This is a genomic window from Vibrio sp. HI00D65, from assembly GCF_001635455.1.
Classification (GTDB): Bacteria; Pseudomonadota; Gammaproteobacteria; order Enterobacterales; family Vibrionaceae; genus Vibrio.
The window spans coordinates 249,457-270,571 of sequence record NZ_LWEH01000364.1 but is presented as its reverse complement, the minus strand read 5'-3'; the positions used below and the strand labels follow the sequence as shown (position 1 = coordinate 270,571).

The 21,115-nt window shown below is 44.5% G+C and carries 12 protein-coding genes; 9 read left to right on the top strand and 3 right to left on the bottom strand.

All coding sequences use genetic code 11. The annotated features are described in order from the left end of the window. Positions 1–12 precede the first annotated feature (12 nt). From A3712_RS21105 to A3712_RS21065, 9 genes are all read left to right on the top strand, one after another. Complete coding sequence (locus tag A3712_RS21105) at positions 13–288, top strand: hypothetical protein (protein WP_063524940.1); 276 nt, start codon at positions 13–15, stop codon at positions 286–288. A gap of 549 nt (positions 289–837) precedes the next feature. Then, positions 838–3,207, top strand: a complete 2,370-nt coding sequence (locus tag A3712_RS21100) for a M4 family metallopeptidase (RefSeq protein WP_063524939.1) — start codon at positions 838–840, stop codon at positions 3,205–3,207. A gap of 113 nt (positions 3,208–3,320) precedes the next feature. Further along, a complete protein-coding gene (locus A3712_RS21095) occupies positions 3,321–4,856 on the top strand; it encodes a M28 family metallopeptidase (protein WP_063524938.1) in 1,536 nt (511 codons plus the stop codon). A 686-nt stretch (positions 4,857–5,542) separates the two neighbouring features. Continuing rightward, on the top strand, positions 5,543–7,435 hold the full coding sequence (locus tag A3712_RS21090; RefSeq protein WP_063524937.1) for a methyl-accepting chemotaxis protein: 1,893 nt from the start codon (positions 5,543–5,545) through the stop codon (positions 7,433–7,435). A 218-nt stretch (positions 7,436–7,653) separates the two neighbouring features. After that, the gene (locus A3712_RS21085; protein ID WP_063524936.1) at positions 7,654–10,251 is read left to right on the top strand and encodes a hypothetical protein; all 2,598 of its coding nucleotides are present in this window, start codon (positions 7,654–7,656) and stop codon (positions 10,249–10,251) included. Between the two features lie 12 nt (positions 10,252–10,263). Further along, positions 10,264–11,013 carry an ADP-ribosyltransferase gene (locus A3712_RS21080; protein WP_063524935.1) on the top strand — a complete coding sequence of 250 codons (750 nt, stop codon included), beginning with the start codon at positions 10,264–10,266 and terminating at the stop codon, positions 11,011–11,013. Positions 11,014–11,028: 15 nt separating this feature from the next. Continuing rightward, complete coding sequence (locus A3712_RS21075; protein ID WP_063524934.1) at positions 11,029–11,802, top strand: ADP-ribosyltransferase; 774 nt, start codon at positions 11,029–11,031, stop codon at positions 11,800–11,802. Positions 11,803–11,982: 180 nt separating this feature from the next. Next, a complete protein-coding gene (locus A3712_RS21070) occupies positions 11,983–13,161 on the top strand; it encodes an efflux RND transporter periplasmic adaptor subunit (RefSeq protein WP_063524933.1) in 1,179 nt (392 codons plus the stop codon). 2 nt (positions 13,162–13,163) lie between these two features. After that, positions 13,164–16,265, top strand: coding sequence for an efflux RND transporter permease subunit (locus A3712_RS21065; protein WP_063524932.1), 3,102 nt, complete (start codon positions 13,164–13,166; stop codon positions 16,263–16,265). 118 nt (positions 16,266–16,383) lie between these two features. On the opposite strand, the gene lhgO is transcribed toward A3712_RS21065, so the two are convergent. The 3 genes from lhgO to A3712_RS21050 all read right to left on the bottom strand — a co-directional run bounded on the left by lhgO (position 16,384) and on the right by A3712_RS21050 (position 20,967). After that, the gene (lhgO, locus tag A3712_RS21060) at positions 16,384–17,601 is read right to left on the bottom strand and encodes an L-2-hydroxyglutarate oxidase (RefSeq protein ID WP_063524931.1); all 1,218 of its coding nucleotides are present in this window, start codon (positions 17,599–17,601) and stop codon (positions 16,384–16,386) included. A 26-nt stretch (positions 17,602–17,627) separates the two neighbouring features. Then, positions 17,628–19,805, bottom strand: a complete 2,178-nt coding sequence (locus A3712_RS21055) for a TRAP transporter permease (RefSeq protein ID WP_063524930.1) — start codon at positions 19,803–19,805, stop codon at positions 17,628–17,630. A 148-nt stretch (positions 19,806–19,953) separates the two neighbouring features. Next, positions 19,954–20,967, bottom strand: coding sequence for a TAXI family TRAP transporter solute-binding subunit (locus A3712_RS21050; protein ID WP_063524929.1), 1,014 nt, complete (start codon positions 20,965–20,967; stop codon positions 19,954–19,956). Positions 20,968–21,115: the final 148 nt, after the last annotated feature.

The following is a 21,115-nucleotide window of genomic DNA, read 5'->3' as shown; positions in this document are numbered from 1 at the left end:
AAAGGTATATTTATGAGAAAGTTATTTGTTGTTTTAGGTATTGTCTCTCTTGCAGGTTGTTCAGGTATTACCCACAACGATGAGGTGTACACAGCGCACGCTGAAAGCTTCAACATCGTAGGCTTCCAAATTCCTGGTAATACACAAGATCGTGCAATGGAACTGGTTCCTGAAGGTGCGAGTGTTGATACCATAAGTTCAACAAACTCTGACACAAGTTCTGCCCTTGGTATCATCAACCGCATTATCGGTATCGACTACGTTCAAGTTGGCGGTAAAAAACAGTAATTTGCGAGAGCTTGCGTATCTTTAAACGCAAGCTATCCCAAGCAACAATCTTCAAAACCAGTGACATTCGTCGCTGGTTTTTTGTTCCTGACGTTTTGATCGCTGTGCCAAAAAACGCCTCAAAAAACGATGAAAAATAAATGACAACTTAAGCAACAAGCGTCTAAAAGATAAAAGTGTCGTCAAAATCACTCTTAAAATCACTCTTAAAATCACATAAAAATCTAAAAGCACAGCGTACGCATATCAACCATTTACCCTTCGATTAATTTGAGCTCAATTAATCGAGGTGTGGATCAATTTTCTCGACAATCTTATTTTTCAAAGAAAAATAACAATCAATAGAATTATCACTATTTTGCAAATAAAAAATAGGATAAACCGAAAGAATAAACAAAAATCATAATCATATGTAAAAATGAGAAATATAACTTTCATGAATAAAGTAGAACTCTGCCATGCTACTAATTAATCCAACCGAATAATGTAAATTTAGTGTGATACTTTTGTTACATTTTCATGGATTTTACATGGAAAGAGAAAATAACAATGAAAATGAAAAAGCGTTTAGTTGCCGTTGCTATAGCGAGTGCTATGTCTTTATCAGTGCACGCGGGTGAATCCGTTAGCATTAATCAACCGATCAATTTTACTAGCTTCTCTGGGCTAAATACTCAGCTAGGTGTCAGCAATGCCTCAAGCTTCAAGATGGTTAAAGAAGTTAACCTGAAAAATCGTGGTATCTACAAAGTAAAGATCCAACAAAACATTTGGGGGACGCCGGTGTGGGGACACTACCTAAACGCAACACAAAGTGTTCAAGGTGGCGCGCTTAAGTCTGTTCAAGGTCGCTACTTAAAAACCACGACCCTGGAACGTTCTTTCGTTAAGCCGTCCATCAACAGCGCTCAAGCAGTTGAACTGGCAAGTAAAGACCTAAAAGACCAGAACGTAATTAGCAAATCACTCGACAACGTACAACATGAGCTGTTTATTTACCAAGGCACGTCGAAGCAAGGTCTTGGAGCACAAAAGGTTGATAAGACACGCCTAGTATACGTTGTTTCTTACCTCATCAAAGGGGGTGACAAGCCTTCGCGACCATTCACTATGCTAGATGCTCACACCGGTGAAATCATCGACCGCTGGGAAGGTATTGCTCACGCTCAGATCGGTACAGGCCCTGGCGGTAATGAGAAGACAGGCATGTACGAATACGGTACCGACTACCACTTCCTCGATGTTCAAGAGAATGGCACTGAGTGTGTGATGGAATCTGAAAACGTTGTCACGGTTGACCTAAATGGCGCAACAGAAGGCGATACCGCTTACAGCTACGAATGCCCACGTAACGAACATAAAGAAGTAAACGGTGCATACTCTCCTCTGAACGATGCTCATTACTTTGGTAACATCGTTTTCGACATGTACAAGAACTGGTTCGATACAGCACCACTCTCTTTCAAACTCATGATGCGTGTCCACTACGGCTCTAACTACGAAAACGCCTTCTGGGACGGCAAAGCGATGACCTTTGGTGATGGTGAAAGCTTCTTTTACCCACTTGTAAGCTTAGACGTGTCTGCCCACGAGGTGAGCCACGGTTTCACGGAGCAAAACTCAGGTCTGATCTACGCAAACCAATCTGGTGGTATGAACGAAGCATTCTCTGATATGGCCGGAGAAGCAGCAGAATACTACATGAAAGGTACCAACGACTGGATGGTGGGTCGCAACATCTTTAAAGGTGACGGTGCTTTGCGCTACATGGACGACCCGTCTCGTGATGGTTCTTCAATCAACAACGCATCGGAATACTACGACGGCTTAAACGTGCACTACAGCTCAGGCGTGTTCAACAAGGCGTTTTACCACCTAGCAACGACACAAGGTTGGGATACCAAGAAAGCGTTCGAGCTGTTTGTATTGGCTAACCAGATCTACTGGTCGGAAAACAGTGATTTCTGGCAGGGTGCTTGTGGCGTGAAAAACTCAGCAACTGACCTTGGTTACAGTACCGAAGATGTAGTCTCTGCGTTCGAACTGGTTGGCGTCACGCCATGTGACGAGCCACCACTACCGCCGGAACCAGAATACCAGCGTTTAGAAAATGGTGTTGAGACACCAGTAGCTGGTGGAACCGGTTCCAAGACTTACTTTGATATCGAAGTACCTGCAGGCCAGGACAAACTGACGATTGATCTTGCTGTCTCTACGGGTGATCCTGATATGTATGTTGGCCTAGATTATGCGCCAAGCTCTCAGGAAAACATCTGTAAGAGTATAAGTGTGACCGATGAAGTCTGTGTTATCGAAAGCCCAGTTGCAGGTCGCTATACTATTAACATTCAGGGCTACTCAGAATATGCTGGCGCCAACCTGAAAGCGGCATATGAAGTGGGCAGTACGAACGTACCACCTGTATCTTCATTTGAACACAGCGTGGTTGGTAATGAAGTCGAACTTCGCAGTACAAGCTCAGATAGCGACGGCCAAATCGTCTCTTATTTATGGGACCTTGGCGATGGCAACACACAAACGGGTGAAGTAACTCGCTACACCTACGCTGAAGCAGGCGACTACGTGGTAACACTGACCGTAACTGACGATGCTGGCGTTGCAACATCAACAAGTAAATCAATCACGATTGAAGGTGACTCTGCGGAAGGTTTCCCACTAAAACTGAAGTTTGGTAACAAGAACCCGAATGGCAAAGCTCGCGTCAAGCTTACATGGAATTACGACACCAACGATTACTTTGTGATTAAGCGTAATGGCAAAAATGTTGGCGCAACAGACTTCAACTCATACGTCGATAAGTTCCGTCACAACGGCACAGTAGATGTGGAGTACCAAGTGTGTACCTCAAGCGATGTTTGTTCAGAAACCAAGCACTACCGCTTCATCAAAACACAATAAACGATAGTTAATTCAGGGCTCCGAAAGGAGCCCTTTAACTATATGGATAATGAAAACTCTCATAACTAAAGCAATACGAAAAACAACAATATAAACGATAGAAAGGACATCAAATGGCTATTCAAAAAAGCATTCTCGCTGTGGCTCTATTTGGCAGCGCAACGGCTTACGCATCCCTGGGTATTACACCGCCAGAAAACTCAGAAGTTTGGATCACAACCGATGCTGACGCTCAGCACCTGATCGTTGAGCACGGCGCAACAGTTTACCCAGCGGTGAATGGAAACAAACACTCGGTCGTCGCAAAAATCAACGCGAAACAACTGGCTGCGCTCTCGAGCCACATGCACGAAGAGACTCACCGCTGTGGTGGCTACATGGTGCACGAAGACAAAGCAAGTGCGCTTAAAGCCTCAGCAATGCCACTAACAATGAGCACCTTCGAAAAACCAGTGATCAGCCATCAAAACACCGTCAATGAGTTGCTTGCTCAGGTTGAGCCAAACAATATGGTTGCGACTATCGAAAATCTAACCAACTTCACCAACCGTTTTTATACCACTTCTACAGGTGTTGCTGCGTCAGATTGGCTACTAGAGCGCTGGAAAGCGGAAATTGAAGATGTACCTTATGCCTCGGCACGCCAAATCACGCACGCAGAGTACCCGCAAAAATCTGTCGAGGTCACCTTACGTGGCGCAAAGTATCCAGAAGAGATCGTTGTCGTTGGTGGACACCTTGACTCAACCGTTGGTTCTTGGACGAGCGAAGGGACAATCTCTCCAGGGGCAGACGACGATGCGTCGGGGATTGCTACCGTTACTGAATCGCTGCGTTTGATGATAGCTAGTGGTATTCAGCCAGACAAAACCATCAAGTTCTATGGCTATGCGGCTGAAGAAGTGGGACTGCGTGGTTCACAAGATGTTGCTAATGCTCTGAGAGACGAACAAGCGAATGTTATCTCTGTACTTCAGTTGGACATGACTAACTACAACGGCTCCGCGCACGATATCACCTTCATCACCGACTACACCGACAACAACCTAACGGCTTACCTGAGCGAGTTGATTGACACCTACGCTAGCGACATCAGTTACAGTTTTGACCGCTGTGGTTATGCGTGCTCTGATCATGCGTCATGGCATAACGTTGGCTACCCCGCGGCTATGCCGTTTGAGACCATGTTCAATGATTACAACCCACACATTCATACCCAGAATGATACGATTGAGAACTCAGACCCAACGGCCTCACATGCCTCTAAGTTCGCGAAACTAGCGATTGCTTATCTCGTTGAAACCAGCCTGGATTCACCTGTTGCTGGTCCAACAAAGCTTCAATATGACGTCCCTGTTGAAGGACTATCCGCAGGTTATGGTGAAGAGCAATTCTTTACCGTAACGACAGATTACGCAGGGCAATTGACCGTAACCATGACTGGGCCTCGCAGTGGCGATGCCGACTTATATGTCAAATATAACGGTGTGGTATCGAAAGCCGACTTTGACTGCCGCCCGTACCAGAATAGCAGCAACGAACAATGTGTCTTGAACAAGCCTGCGGGTGAATTCAGCATCATGGTGCGCGGCTATCGCAACTTCAGCGATGTCTCTATCATCGCTAACTTTGTTCCTGATCTTCTCTAGGGCTGACTAGTTAAACTCAAGCATGACACGGCTCACTGCCAAAATCACCAAAACAAACGCAGCCGAACTGGCTGCGTTTTTTGTTAGAAATTTTAAATCATTGAGATATAGTGCGGTTTTAGGATAACTTAAAATCTAAATACCAATAAAGTAGTGCATTTTATTTAAAAAAAATCCATAAATATCCTGTAATCATTTAATTAAGAGACCACTATCCATATAAACAAACACTAAAACAGCAAAAACTTGATTAGATGAGCTTTAATTAACAAGGTATTTCTTCTCTTTGCCTGAACCAACAAGTCAGACCAGATTTATATTTCTTTAATGTATTTATATATTTTTTCATTTTATGATTTATTTCAAGTAATCCAACGCTATCGAAATACTTCAATTAAGGTAAAAATCTAACCTAGAAACCCAGATAAAATAAGGAGTGACCAATAAAAACAACAAGTAAGACCAGATTAATTACGAGACATTGATTCAATAAAAAAAGCACCTCATAGACCAAGCATATAGGTAATATAACCATCCAATAAATATTGCATATATTAATTAGATGTATATTATCTACGAATAAACCTAACTTATATATCCATTCTATAAGTGTTATTATTATTATTCAGAAAAATCTGAACAATAAACTTTAAACATACTTTGTATCATTTGCATTGGTGGAGATTATGAGTGCTAAAATAAAAATAATGCTTTCTATTATGGGGCTAACTGTCATGTTAATCATGACGACAAGCTTTTTAAGTTGGAAGAATTTCGAGACCTCGTCGACAATAAGTTACAAAAAACAGTTGGGGTATAAATCTCAACTTATCGCAGACACGATTGGACAGAAAATTAATCGCTACTTTGATGTGTTGAGAGTAGTTAGTAATGAACTATCCTTCAATGAAAATGGTGATGTTGATACCTTAAGTGCTATCGAAACACTGCACAATGCGTTAAACACAACCAAATCGGTCAACGTTTACTTCGCGGTAGAAGACGGTACATCTTATTCTTCAGCAACGAATGGCATCATCGAGAATTTCAACGCCAAAACCAAACAGCGCGAATGGTTTCTAAAAGGAATGAGTGGTCAAGAAAAAATAATTACTCGACCTTATCAAGCAACAACCGGTGATCAAGTCATGTCCTTGGCAACTCCCATCTACAAACAAGGCAAAATTGTGGGCGTCGTTGCACTTAATATCCTAGTTGAAGAGCTCAGCAAATTCACTGAACAGTTAACTATGCACAACAAGGTATTCGTTACCCGGGAAGATGGCTTTATCTTGGGTGCACAAAACGCGTCTTTGATTGGAAAGAATATCTTCAACGAGATTCCAGCGTTTAAAAATAGTGACACTTCGAAAGAAGAAAGTTTTGAATACTCATACAAGAATATTGAGTTCCTAGCAAGTGGGGCGAAAATCAACGATCTTGGCTGGAGTGTATGGGCATGGGATAAAGAGTCTAATGTAAATCAGGACTCAAATGACAACCTACAAGAGACTCTATTTACCTCTTTATTACTGCTACTTATTTGTGCTGGATGCGTCTACTACGTTGTCGAAATTTTGGTTTATCGCCCAATTGGTGGAGAGCCAAGCGAGATAGAAGCAACTGTTGCAAAAGTTGCCTCTGGTGACTTTACCGCAATCAAGCAGGAACAAAGTAAAGCGATTGGTATCAATGCTGCAGTGAACGATATGGTCAATGAGCTGAGTACCACAATTGAAACCATCCGTAACTCATCAAACGACCTGTTTACCTTTGCCGAAGGCATAACCAACGCAGCGGACAGCGTGAATGCCAGTTCTGCCTCACAAATGGAACAACTAGAGCAAACTTCGACGGCAATGAACGAAATGTCGGTCGCGGTAGATGAAGTCGCGCAAAATGCCCACCGTGCGTCAGAAGCAGCAATGCAAGCTGCCCAAGAGGCACAATCTGGTAATCAAACTTTCGATACTGTAAATCACAGTATTGTGAGCCTCTCTCAAGGGATCCAAGAAGTTTCCGACGTTATCAACACCGTAGGTGAGAAAACCTCAAGTATTGGTAGTGTATTGGACGTTATTAAAGATATTGCAGACCAAACTAACCTACTTGCCCTTAACGCTGCCATTGAAGCAGCACGAGCAGGTGAGCAAGGCCGAGGTTTCGCTGTTGTTGCTGATGAGGTTCGTAACCTAGCCAACCGCACTCAGCAGAGCACCAACGAGATCCAAGAGGTTATCACCTCACTACAACATGAAGCCAATAGCTCTATGGAAATGATGCAGATGAACCGAGAGGCATCAAATGTCACCATGGAAAATGCGAAAAGAGCACAGGCTTCACTCAATGAAATCTCGAGTTCTATTACCGTCATTGAAGACATGAATACGCAAATAGCCACGGCCACTGAAGAACAAACCCTTGTGGCAGGCGAAATCAACCAGAGTATCGTTGACGTCAATGACAAAGCCCGTGAGACGCAAAACTTATCTGCATCGAACCAAGAGAAAGCGTCAGAGCTTATTGCACTGTCTGAAAAGCTCACGCAAGCAGTCAGTACCTTTAAGCTGAACCGTTAACCTCAGCAAGATTCAATAAAGACTGATTAGGGGAAGCTATTCCCCTAATCACAACACCAAAACTAAGCCTCATATCACCACCCGGGTGATTTGATTAAACGATTTTTCGAAGCACCACCACACAACAACCTCTAGTTATCTCTTTTCCATTTCGGCAAGGAGAGGCTTTTTGCTTTCTAAATTAAGCATATAACTTCGCTAACAATAAGGATAAACCTATGAAGTTAAAGAGATTAGCACTTATCACTGCTATGATTTCATCCAACGTTAATGCCTTTCAAGTCTGTAACATCGGAGACGAATATAACGTCTTGGACAGCGAAAGCTTTCATCAGGTCCGACAAAAAAATTATGATGCCTTCGGTGAAGGTATTACTCCTGAAAACCTTTTTCCATCAGCGCCAGAGCACATTGTCGACTTAAAACCCTCTCTCTCTGAAGCCAGTAATGTTTTCCCTGAAACTGCCACCTTACTAGAAACAGGGCCCACCTCGGCTGTTACGCTAGCACCTGAGGAAGCTGCAAGGCTGATGGACACTTTGGGCCGTTCAACGACAGGGCTAGCGCAAGGAGCATTGGAGGCGCTGGGACCGATTGGCGACGCGGTTGCCGTAGGGCTTTGGGCAAATGAGGTCGCAACTAGCTTCCAAGATGAATCACGCACCTCTTACGATCGATTTGCCACAGTAATGGGGCTCGTCGATTGGTTTGGCGTTTTAAAGTTGCCTGCGAGAGAGATCGACCGCCAAATTTTGAGTAGTCGCTGGGATAGAATTGCAGCAGGTAACCATTACAGTTATCACGTTCATGAGGATCTCGTTACCCAGCAAGATTTAAGAGACAAAATTTATTGGGCAGAACTCGCCTCAGACCAGCAAGAGATGTTGAACGCCGTTGCACGCGGCTTTGCCACCGATCTTGCCCTCAAATACCAGCAGCATTATCAAGAAGTAGTGAAGGCTCAAACCATTCTGGCAGAAGAGCTGATCACCGCGGTCGACCACGAGCTCCGCAAAGCTATCTTTAGCCAACTGGCTCTCGACCATAAAGACTCTCGTCTATTTGCATCGGATATTGCCGCTAGCTGTAGCGAAGAAACTCGAGTACTGGCAGACCTTTACCCTGAGCATGATATTGAAGAGAGTAACTCCCTACCACCAGCATTGCCTTCAAAACGCCAAGCCAACCGCGCACTGGCCAAACTTCAGCATTGTCAGCAGAACCTGCTAGACCAAGCCATTGCCAAACTGAATGAGTTACGAACAGGTCAAATTGAGGGACTAGACCAAGCTGCAGTTCAACAGCTGTATGCACGCACACTTGCGGCTAAAACACAGATCATCGAAACGGCAGATAATCATGTCAATCTACTGATGAGTAAGCTGCAAAGAGAGATGTTCACACAAGGTGATATCGCCATAGAGCGACTATTCGGTTCAGATTCGGTAGAAACCATGCATAATTTCTTCAAGGGACAAGCCGATCGCAGCGCCATTGACGAGATGACACGCAGTATTCTGGGGCGCCCAGCAACAACACAAGAAATACGCAACAAAGAGATCGTCCTGCAAAGTGGTTACGAAAAATGCGTTCGTATTGGCATTCTAGGAGGCGACCCAAACTTTAGGGGTTGCGTTGAGTACGCTTGGGTGCCAGCAGAAACTCGCCCATTTATTCCATCTGAAGATACCGTTATTGCTCAGATATCACCGCCAAGCAAAGAAGCTGTAAAACGCGTGCTTTTCGATTCACTTAGTAACCTCATTGATCATGGTTGGAATGCCGAAGCAGAGGAGCGTTGGTTGGAGCAACAGTTGCTAGATTTTTCTGCGCAGCAACGTCTAAAACAGCAAGCTGAATTCGACAAACAACAGGTTTATCACTGGTTACTGGACTCAAGCGCAATGCTTGAAGGTGAATGTGGTGGCGGTAGTGCATGTGCTGGGTGGAGCTTGTCTTACCTTCAAAAAGAGAACCTTTCACGACAAGCGTCGCTACATTACATCAACAATTGGCACGCAAACTACTCTGGCAAAGGCGCCTATGTGCATTCGAAGCGCTATCAAAAGCTTGGTGGCTTGATTACCACTGCGCTAGAGAGCGAATGGCAAGCTAAGAGAGCCATCGAGTTTTATAGCTTCACTTACCCAGGTAGCATTGATCTTCAAAAAAATGCGCCACTGATTTATTCTGCACTGAAGTCGTCCTCACTGGATCTTGCTCACCTGGAAGGCAACACGCTACAACTCGCGAAAGGGATCGTAAAAACTCGCCTTGCTGAAGCAATCAGTGTTTCAGACAGTAACGGCATTGAATGGCTACATTCGCAAGTGGGTCAATTCCAGCGCTATACGTCGATCATCCACTCTCAACATATCTCTACTGGACACTACGCCTCTGGGGAAGGTGAAGTCACCGCTCTGTTCTCAGAGATGCTACCCGCGCACCTAATGCGCTACCTGATTTCAGATATTATCCCTGATAGCTACGATGCGCGCATTGAGCGTTCTATCGATGCCATCTTTAACCCAACATCTGAACTCAATCAAAAACTCGATAATTTAAGCAATACAAACGAAAACTTTACCGATAAACCGGGTCGTAGCTGCATGATTTACTACCCATACCTTAAGAGCGCACTGCTTGATGTTGCGGCTGATGATGACCTGTATTGGATTTCACCTGTATCAGAATGGTACGACGCCGTCACTCGCCAACAGCTCAATATGTTTGGGGCTCTAAGATATGCCGTCATCAATCAGAACACTTTCGGTATTGCATGTGATTTAAGCCCTAACAGCTACCAATACCAATAAAGGGCGGACACTATGAATACTCGTTTTTTTTTACTGCTCTGTTGTCTGAGTTTTACTGCATTCTCTCAACCGTTTGATGCGCTCAAACAGCCAAACCGTTCAGAGGAAGAAATGACCCAGCTAGTAGAAGACTTCAAAGACTGGTCAAAGGCCTCCAATGGTTGGCGCTACTCCTTCATAACTGCCAATGAAAAAGAAGCTGTGGAAGACTTTTCAATTTCTGGCTATCAGACCGCTAATGACTACCTAAGGGCGACTGACACCTCAACATGGGGGGTCGCGGGAGCAGATGCGAGGGATTATATTCGCACGGTTAAATCAGCCCTCAACAAGCTGCCAAAATACAAAGGAACCGCCTATCGAGGCACTTGGGTAAAGCAATCTTTACTTAATAAGCTCGGAGAGGGGGACGTGTTGATCGAGCCAGCATTTACCTCCACTTCAACTATCCCAGAAGTCGCTAAGCGCTTTTCGGTAGTGCATCCCAACTCCCCGCAAAGGCTCAAGCGAGTGCTGTTTGAAGTCAAGATCAATCAAGGGGGTCACACCATTGCAGGGCTTTCGGAATACAGCAAAGAAGCAGAAGTTCTGTTTGCGCCAAATGCACATTTTCGAATCACCCAGATAGAGCGAACCTCTACCCATACCTACATCGGCGTGGAAACGGTGAAGGCATCTGCCGTCAAGAACACTCAGAAATATAACCTCTATTCAGGTGAAGAAGTAGAAACGTCATTTTGGCACTCTCTCGTTTGTACATAAGCTAAGGATCAAGCAATGAAAAAATTTATTTGGGCGCTTTGTCTCTCTCTATTGACAAGTTTTTCGGCACAAAGTGAGGAATTTCCAGAGTTTAAAGAGCGTTCACTCTCCTATCAGGCGCAACAACAAATTGCGGATGACTTGATGGATTGGGCAACGACACACCATGTAAAAGCTGAAAGAAAGATGATCAGTGAAGAGTACTCTGCTATCAAAAATTACGGTCGAGTTGACCATGATGTGGTGAATGAATACATGAGAGCGGGAGAGCCTGAGGGCTACTTATCCGAAATGTTTGGCCGTACATTAAAATCACGCGTATTCCACATGCGAAATGTGATGAATAAACTGCCTAACTACAAAGGTACGGTTTACCGTGGCTCATCCATCAAGAACGTACTACTCGATAAACTCAACGTGGGTGATATTCTGCATGAGAAAGCGTTTCTATCGACATCTACACTGCCTAGTGTCGCCAAGCGCTTCTCTTCAACTAACGTTTATGATGATTTATCTGTTGCTCAATTCAAAATTGAACTTAAGTCGGCAGGTCGCGCCATTAACGCGTATACGTTCAAACCAGATGAAGCAGAAATACTCGCTAAGCCAGACACTTACTTTCGAGTAGAAGCGATAGAGCGAGTCTCACCAAACAAAAACTACATAAAGATGCGTGAAGTAAAGAACCCCGCTCGGTACCTAAAAACGGAACCTGATATCCACATTTATGACAGTTACAGCGGTGAAGAAGTAGCAGTTCGAAACCGGAGTTCCCTCTACTGCATCTGACATCAACTAAGTAATAATCTCGGTATGCTTGATCGCTACCGAGTTATTCTCCCTACCTTAAAAGCCAATCAGACGTATATTAGCTTGTCTCTAAGTTAATATATTTAGTCCTCCTTTATATTAGTGACTCTTTAGGCATAACTTAAAATACAACATTACTTTAGCTTAGAGTTTCATTTTATGTATAAAAAAATCGGTTTATCACTCATCCCTCTTATTATTCTAGGGTGTGGTGATATCACTCCCCAAACTTTAGAACGCCCTTTAGTCGATGTAGATACCCTTACCATAGAAACAACCAGTCAGCCTGTTTTGTTAGATCTACCAGGACATACGAATGCCTTTAGAGAAGCCGAGGTCAGACCGCAAGTCGATGGCATTGTGCTTGCTCGATTATTCAAGGAAGGTTCATTCGTTGAAAAAGGGCAATCGCTCTATCAAATTGATCCTGCCCAATATGAAGCAAGTTTGCTGATATCAAACTCCAAGCTCGAAGCTGCCAAAGCTTCTTTGGGGGCAGCAAAAGCAAAATTAGAGAGAACTAAACAGCTTGTTAAACGTGGTGCTGTAAGCAAACAAAAACTTGATGATGATTTGTCTATTTATGAAGTATCTCTCTCATCAGTCCACGTCGCGGAAGCATCGCAACATCAAGCAGAGATTAACCTAGAATACACAAAAGTTAGAGCCCCAATCTCAGGGGTAATTAGCCACTCTTATGTATCTGATGGTGCACTCGTTTCATCTGGGCAAGAACAAATGCTCGCAAAAATCCAGCAGCTAAACCCTATAAACGTCGACTTGAACCGCTCAAGTAGCGAAGTGGCCCGTTTACAACGTTCAAGTGAACGAGGCGATTTGATTCTTGATTCTACACCAACCGTTTCTATATCTCTCGGGGACGATGATGAACAAACCTACAAAGCGAAGGTTAAATTTACAGAAGCCAATATCAACCCAAAAACAGATTCCGTCATTTTAAGAGCCGAGTTTCCTAACCAAGAACACAAACTTCTTCCCGGTATGTATATTCATGCTCGCCTCAACCTTGGTAGATATCCACAAGCTATCTTAGTGCCACAGAAATCTGTATCAAGAAACAGCAAAGGGGAAGCAATCGTGATGTTGGTGACAGACGATAGCAAGGTCGAACGTAGAGTCATAAAAGTAGCCGAAGCCATCGGTAAATACTGGCGTGTCACATCAGGCCTAAATGCGGGCGATGAGATTGTAACAAGTAATTTACAGAGAATTCGATCTGGTGATCAAGTCAACGTTGATAACACATCTACAAGCGATATTAACGCCCCCTCAAGCTCCCCAAAAAAATCAGTACCTAAGCAACAAACGGAGAAGTAGCCATGGCAAAATATTTTATCGACAAACCTGTCTTCGCGTGGGTTATTGCGATACTGATAATGTTAGTCGGTGTACTTTCCATCGCTAAGTTACCCGTTTCGCAGTACCCTAGCATCGCCCCTACAACAGTGATGATCACCACGCGTTATGATGGCGCGAGCGCTAAAACAGTTGAAGACAGTGTTACCCAGCTCATTGAGCAGTCATTAACGGGCATTGATAACCTTCGGTATGTTTCGTCTTCAAGCGACAACACGGGCAATGTTGAGATTACCGTTACTTTTAATGGAGGAACGAATCCTGATGTTGCACAGGTTCAGGTCCAAAACAAACTGCAATCTGCATTACCTCTCTTGCCTCTAGAGGTACAACAACAAGGTGTCAAAGTAAGCAAGTCAAGTGCAAACATCCTTTTGATTGTTGGCTTGTATTCCAAGGATGGTCGCCTTGATAGAAATGATATTTCTGACTTCGTTTTTTCCAAAATGAGCGAACCACTGAGCAGAGTACCTGGCGTTGGTGACATACAAGTTTTCGGGGCACCATATGCTATGAGAATCTGGCTTGATCCATTCAAGCTCGTGAAATTCAATTTGACCAGTGCAGAAGTTGTCTCAGCCATCAAGCAGCAAAATGTACAAGTAACGGCTGGCCAGTTGGGCGCAACACCAATGACCCAAAATACACAATTCAATGCTGCTATTTCTGCACAGAGTCGCCTTAAAACGGCAAAGGAATTCAATAGTATTATTGTTAAGTCTGGTACCAATGGAGCACACGTTGAACTCAAAGATGTTGCTCGCGTTGAGCTTGGTGCAAACGACTACATCATGAAAAATTTTTACAATGGCCACCCTACTGCAGCTTTAGGTATCAAGCTCGCGACTGGTGCCAATGCGATCAAAACTGCTGAGGCTGTAAAAAAAGAGGTAGAAACATTACGTCCATTCTTCCCAGATGGCCTAGATGTGGTCTATCCCTATGACACATCCCCTTTTGTGGAAAAATCCATCGAAGGTGTTGTACATACATTATTTGAAGCTGTTGTGCTGGTGTTTCTTGTTATGTATCTGTTCCTACAGAACTTAAGAGCCACACTAATACCAACGATTGCTGTACCTGTTGTTTTATTAGGCACCTTTGCCGTCTTATATAGTCTTGGTTTATCAATCAATATGCTGACTATGTTTGCGATGGTCTTAGCCATTGGCCTACTGGTTGATGATGCCATTGTCGTTGTCGAAAACGTCGAACGAATAATGCACGAAGAGGGACTAACCCCCAAAGAAGCAACCTATAAATCTATGGAGCAAATATCTAGCGCTTTAATAGGGATTGCTCTTACTTTATCAGCCGTCTTTGTACCCATGGCATTTATGTCAGGATCGACTGGTGTAATTTATCGACAGTTCTCGATTACAATCATAACCGCTATGAGTCTGTCTGTTGTCGTGGCACTTATATTGACACCGGCACTATGTGCGACGATGCTCAAGCCAGTCAACAAAAATGAGCGCCCAAATCGTCTCTTCGCCGCCTTTAACAATATATTTGGTCGTTTTACAAATAGCTATGAAGGTAATGTCACTTCAATGCTAAAACATCCATTGCGTGTCATGGTCATTTGGGGAGCAATCACAGCAGCTGGAGCATGGTATTTTACCACCTTGCCCACAGCATTTTTACCTGATGAAGATCAAGGGATCTTCTTTGCTCAAGTCGTGTTACCTAGTAACTCAACACAAGAACAAACCGATCGAGAAATGGAAAAAGTGGCTCAGTATTTTATGGAGCAAGAATCTGACTTAGTTGAGAATGTCTTTACCGCGTCAGGTTTTAGCTTTGCTGGCACGGGCAACAATATGGGGGTCGCCTTCATCGGTTTAAAAGACTGGAATCAACGAGAGAGCCACAACGCAGACGTTAAATCTGTTGTTGAAAGATCAATGACGTATTTCTCTGGAATGAGGAATGCCATTGCGGTGTCATTCGCACCTCCAGCAGCCATTGAACTAGGCACAGCATCTGGCTTTAATTTTTACCTTCAAGATCGCGGGGCTCAGGGGCATGAAGCTTTGATTGCCGCTCAAGATGATTTAATCAATCTTGCACAATCGAATCCGAATCTAGTCGGGGTAAGGCCAAACGGCCAAGCAGACTCATCGGTTTATCAACTCGATATCGATACAAAAAAAGTACTTTCTTTTGGGCTATCAATGGATGATATCAATTCAGTGCTCAGTTCAGCCTTTGGCGGCAGTTATGTAAATGACTTTATTGACCAAGGCAGAATTAAAAAAGTTTACGTACAAAGTGATGAACAATACCGCTTATCGCCGAGCAATATTGACTTGTGGTATGTAAAGAACGCTGACGGCGATATGATATCTTTAGGTTCATTTGTTTCAGGCCACTGGCAAAAAGGGTCACCTCGACTAGAGCGCTTTAACGGTATCTCCTCTGTTAACATTCAAGGAGGAGTCACTGATGGCTATAGCACGGGCGATGCAATGAGAGATATTGAAGCGTTAGCTAAACAATTACCTCCAGGTTTTAGTATTGCCTGGAACGGCTTATCCTATGAAGAAAAGCAATCCGGCAGCCAAGCACCTCTACTGTACGTCTTATCTGTGTTAGTTGTGTTTCTCGTTCTTGCGGCCTTATATGAAAGTTGGTCTGTCCCAATCGCAGTACTACTTGTCATCCCTCTTGGGGTCATTGGTACTTTACTGTCTATCGGATTAAGAGACATGGCAAATGATGTTTTCTTCCAAGTCGGTTTGTTGACGACAGTTGGTCTCGCGACAAAAAATGCAATACTGATTATCGAGTTTGCGAAGGATCGCTGCAGTCATGGAGTCTCAATTATTGACGCTACTCTTGAGGCGGTCAGGTCTCGTATACGACCAATAATCATGACTTCATTAGCGTTTGGACTTGGTGTATTACCACTTGCTCTCAGCAGCGGCGTGAGTTCCGGAGCCAAAACAGCGCTAGGCACATCAGTGCTCGGCGGAATGATAAGCTCAACGCTTTTAGGTATATTTTTTGTGCCTGTATTTTTTATTGTTGTTGAGCGGGTTTTCAAGCGTACCTCTAAGTAATAAGGCCGTATTCACGAGAGCGGGGGTTCTCTAGAACTTATCTCTTCATTAAATGACTTATTAAAAACAAAAAGACCATCATTATGATGGTCTTTTTTACTATTGAAGCTAGAGCAATTTAACTGTTTGTTTTACGCATTACCTTACCACAAATATATTCGCCAATAGGGATAGCTGAGGTCGCCGCTGGTGATGGTGCATTGCACACATGCAAGCTTCTTGGGCTTTCCGCAAACAGGAAGTCATGAACCAAGGTACCATCTTTGAGTACCGCTTGAGCACGAATGCCAGCAGGGTATGGCTTGAAGTCAGACACCGTGATGCTTGGGCAATACTTATTAACCAACTTGAGATACCCCGACTTCCACCACGAGTTTTTGAACTCAATTAAACCGGTTTTTAGGTGCTTAGCCGTCACCTTCCAAAAACCAGGAAAGCTCAGCATCTGCAAAGTATCCTTAACGCTAAAATTCAGCTTACCGTAACCTTCTCGCTTCCACCCTTGAACCGCGTTAGGCCCTACCGTTACCGAGCCATCAATCATACGTGTTAAATGCACGCCGAGGAAAGGCAGTTCAGGATCAGGGATCGGATAGATAAGGTGCTTCACCACCTGGTTATGTTTTGCATCAAGTTGATAGTATTCACCACGATAAGGGACGATTTGGAAGCTGGTTTTAATACCAAGCATCTTAGTCATTCTATCAGCCATCAAACCCGAACAAGTGATCAAGAATCGACTGTTGAGTTGCAGTGTTTGTCCACCCACTTTGCAGGTTAACTGAACCTCATCGTCTTGCTCATCAGCCAAGATAACTTCAGTGCCTAAGCTGAGCTTGCCACCCGCCTCAACAAACTGCTGGGCCATCACTTCGGTGACTTTTTTGTAGTCGACGATACTGGTGGTTTTAACGTAAATCGCACCTAAACCTGTGATGTTCGGTTCGGCCAGTTTGAGCTGCGCTTGGTCTAACAAATCGACATCAATATCGTTATCATGGCAGCGCTGATAGAGCGCGTTCATGCGCTCAACTTCTTGCTCATTGGTCGCAACCAATAACTTGCCGCAGTTTTCGACTGGGATATCGTATTGGCGACAAAACGCGATGGTGCGCTCCACGCCACGCTTACAGAAATCCGCTTTCAAGCTACCCGGAGCATAGTAAACGCCAGCATGAATCACACCACTGTTGTGACCCGTTTGGTGCTGCGCAAAGCCACGCTCCTTTTCGACTAAAAGGATACTTTTATCAGGGTGAGCTTGTTGCAGTTGCCATGCCGTCGACACGCCAACAATGCCACCACCAACGATAATATAGTCGTATATTGAGTTCATAATGTTCCTACATTCAGTCCTTTAAATTATAGGGAAGAAGCGACAGTATCAGGCTCGGTTTGAGACAAAGACTTTTGCTCTTCATCCGACTGCTTTTTCACTTGGTTGATATCGTACTTACGACCGCTGTAGATGAAGATAGCAACAAACAGTGCTACACCGACCAGGCGAATCACGATTGACACATCAGGCCATACCAAAGCAACACCTAAGGCAATCAATACTGCGCGCAGCACAAGATTGATTTCACTCTCGAGGTAGCCTTCGATCGCTGCAATAAACGCATAAGTACCAATAATAGCAAAGCCGCCAGTAACTAAAACCGAGGTCACATCCCAACTTACTAAGTTGGTGTAAGCGATAAGCAGTGGTACCAAGTACAAGCCTTTGGCGATCTTCCATGCCATTAAACCCGTTCTCATTGGCGGCGTTTTAGCAATCGTCGCCGCCGCAAAAGCGGTCAAACAAACCGGTGGCGTCACGTTGCTGTCTTGCGATAACCAGAAAATCATTAAGTGTGCAGACAATAAAGCAAGGCTGATCGCTTCCAAGCCTAAACTTTGCTCAAGCAGCGTTTCCACAAAATCAGCGGGCACTAACGCTATTAGCTCTTTTGCAGTTTCGAGAGCCATTGGCGCATTCAACAGCTCGAGTTTATCTGGCGCTGCCAACATGAAAATCGCTTTCGCCTGTTCAGGTAACTGACCCGAAACCAACAGGTCTAGTAATTGGCTTTCAGCGATCAACTTGTACAAAGCGGGAGCAGATAGAGTACCCAACACGATGTAAGCCGCGGTGACTGGCAGGCCCATACCGAGAATCAAAGATGCTAATGCGATCAAGGCAATCATTACTAACAAATCACCATTCGCCCAACTGTTGATCATCAACGAAAAGGTATTGCCTATCCCGGTGGTGCTGATCACATTGACCACAAGGCCAATACCCACAAGCAATACTGCAGTTGTCGCCATGTTTTTTGCGCCTTGAGAAAGCGCTTCAATGATCGCCTTTGATCCCATTTTATGATTTTTCGAGAACCACGAAGCAACAACGACCGAGATAATTGAGATACCCGCAGCGTACGTCGGCGTAAAGCCCTGCACCAACAAAGTCACCAGCACCGCAATTGGGATAAGGTTATGCCAACCAGACAAGAGTACTTTTAACAGAGGCTCACAACCCGAAGAGGCTTTTTGTACACCGCTACGCTTCGCTTCAATACGTACGAAAAACGCCACCGACAAGAAGTAGATAAGCGCAGGCAAGAAAGAAACCGCAATGATATCGACATAAGGGATCTGAGTATAAGAGGCCATGATAAAAGCACCTGCCCCCATCACGGGTGGCATCAACTGCCCACCCGTCGATGCCGCCGCTTCCACACCAGCAGCAAAGCGCGAAGGGAAACCCGCTTTTTGCATCAGAGGAATACTGATCACGCCTGTCGACACCGTATTAGCCACGCTAGAGCCGGACACTGAGCCCATCAAACCAGAGCCAATCACCGCAATAAAGCCGGGACCACCGATCACTTTGCCCGCCGCCGCGCGCGAGACATCAATGATGTAGTCACCGACACCCGAGCGCACTAAAAAAGCGCCAAATAGGATAAACATGAACACGAAGGTCCAGCTGATTCTAGAGATAGAACCAAACATACCTTCCGATGAATAAAAGCTTCGGTAAAGTAGCGTCTCAAGGCTCAAACCAGGAAAGTGGAAGATGCCACTGGTCCATTGCCCCCAAAGTACCACGTAGCTCAAACAGACTAAGATAAGCACTGGAATAAACCAGCCCATGGTACGACGAATCAGCTCAATGACGATAGCAATCGCCAAAATAGAGAAGAACCAATCACTGGCGATGAACTTCACGCCTCGTTCATAAAGGGCATCCTCTGCAAAGGGTATATAGATAAGGCAAGCCAATGCTGCCAAGGCGATGCCGATGTCGACAGCAAGAGCCACCTTGCTCTTTTTTAGCGAGATATGAGCGGGATACCAAAGCGCACAAATGATTGCGAAACCAGCAAAGTGAGTCGCTGAAATCCAAAGCTCAGGCAAGGTAGATAAGGTATTAAACCAAATGTGTAATAGGGAGAGAATCACTCCCATAGTTGTTATTGCTTTGCCTACCCAAGGAAAATCCGTTCGGGTCGGCAATTCAAATTTTTTCAGTTCCTGCTGCAGCGAATCGCTCATAGAAAACTCCTGCTCTCCACAGCAAAATGCGCAGAGAAAATCCATAAAATAAGCAGGTGCACGAACCCATTCACGACGTGAACGCGCACCTAGCGGTTAAGCCATTAAAGAAGGGGGATCGACTAAAACAGTTAGTCGACGAAAGCCGTTAGTTAACGATCAGCTCAGAAGGAAGTTCGATGCCCACTTCTTTGTAGTAACGTGCTGCGCCCGGGTGAAGTGGAACAGGCAGACCTGCAATCCCTTTCTCAAGCGCCATGGCTTTGGTTGCTTTGTGGATGCCTTGTAGGAAAGGTAGGTTTTCATAGATAGCTTTGGTCAGTTGGTAGACATCTTCTTCTGAGATATCTTCACGAACCGCTAGGAAGTTAGGTTGAGCGATTGTAGTGATCGGCTTATCAACACCAGGGTAGGTATTGGCAGGGATCTCGTACTTGGTCCAGATGTTGTAATCGCCATTCGCTTGTTTGATCTGTTCATCGGTAAACGACAGGATTTGAATATCTTCTCCCAGAGCAGCAAAAGCTTGAGTTACCGCGCCCACAGGCACACCCGCTGGGGTGTTCATGCCATCTATCGTGCCATTTTGTAGCGCACTCGCACTACCGCCGTAACCCATAAAAGCAAGTTTAAATTGTTCCGGGTTCACTGATAGGCCCTTCATGATCTGACGACCTGAGTTCTCTGTTCCTGAGTTCTTCTTACCGATAGAGAATTTCTTGCCATTTAGATTTTCTAAATCGCTCATGGTACCTGTTTCAGTCAGATCTGAGCGAACAATAAAGTGTTCAACATTTTGCCAAAGCATAGAGACAGAGCGTAGCTGAGTTTGGCTACCCGATTTTTCGTATGGCCCTAATCCCTGCCAAGCCCAAGCGCCGTATAAGCCCTGCAAGATAGCGAACTGAGCCTCATTTTCATTCAGCAGTTTTACGTTCTCACCTGAACCTGCAGAACTGATAGCCGCCAAAGAAAAGTGCTGCTTTGGCGCAAGCTTAACTTTACTCAATGTCGCCAACGCCACGCCTACTGGGTAGTAAGTTCCACCAGTTGAAGCGGTTGCTAAGATGTAGCTGCGCTCTTCTTGAGCTGAAGCGTTGCTGATAAGGCCAATGGATGCCATTGCGATTGCTAAAGTTTTAACTAGCTTGTTGTATTTCATTGTTACTCTCCATGTAAAGTTATTCACGTTATAGTTTTGTTAACAACAACAGCCAGATAGCAAGCACAATGCCAAAATTTAAGCTATTGATTTAATTGAATTTAAATAAAAAGATTAATAACAGTGGGCGGATTATTGCTTATTCAGT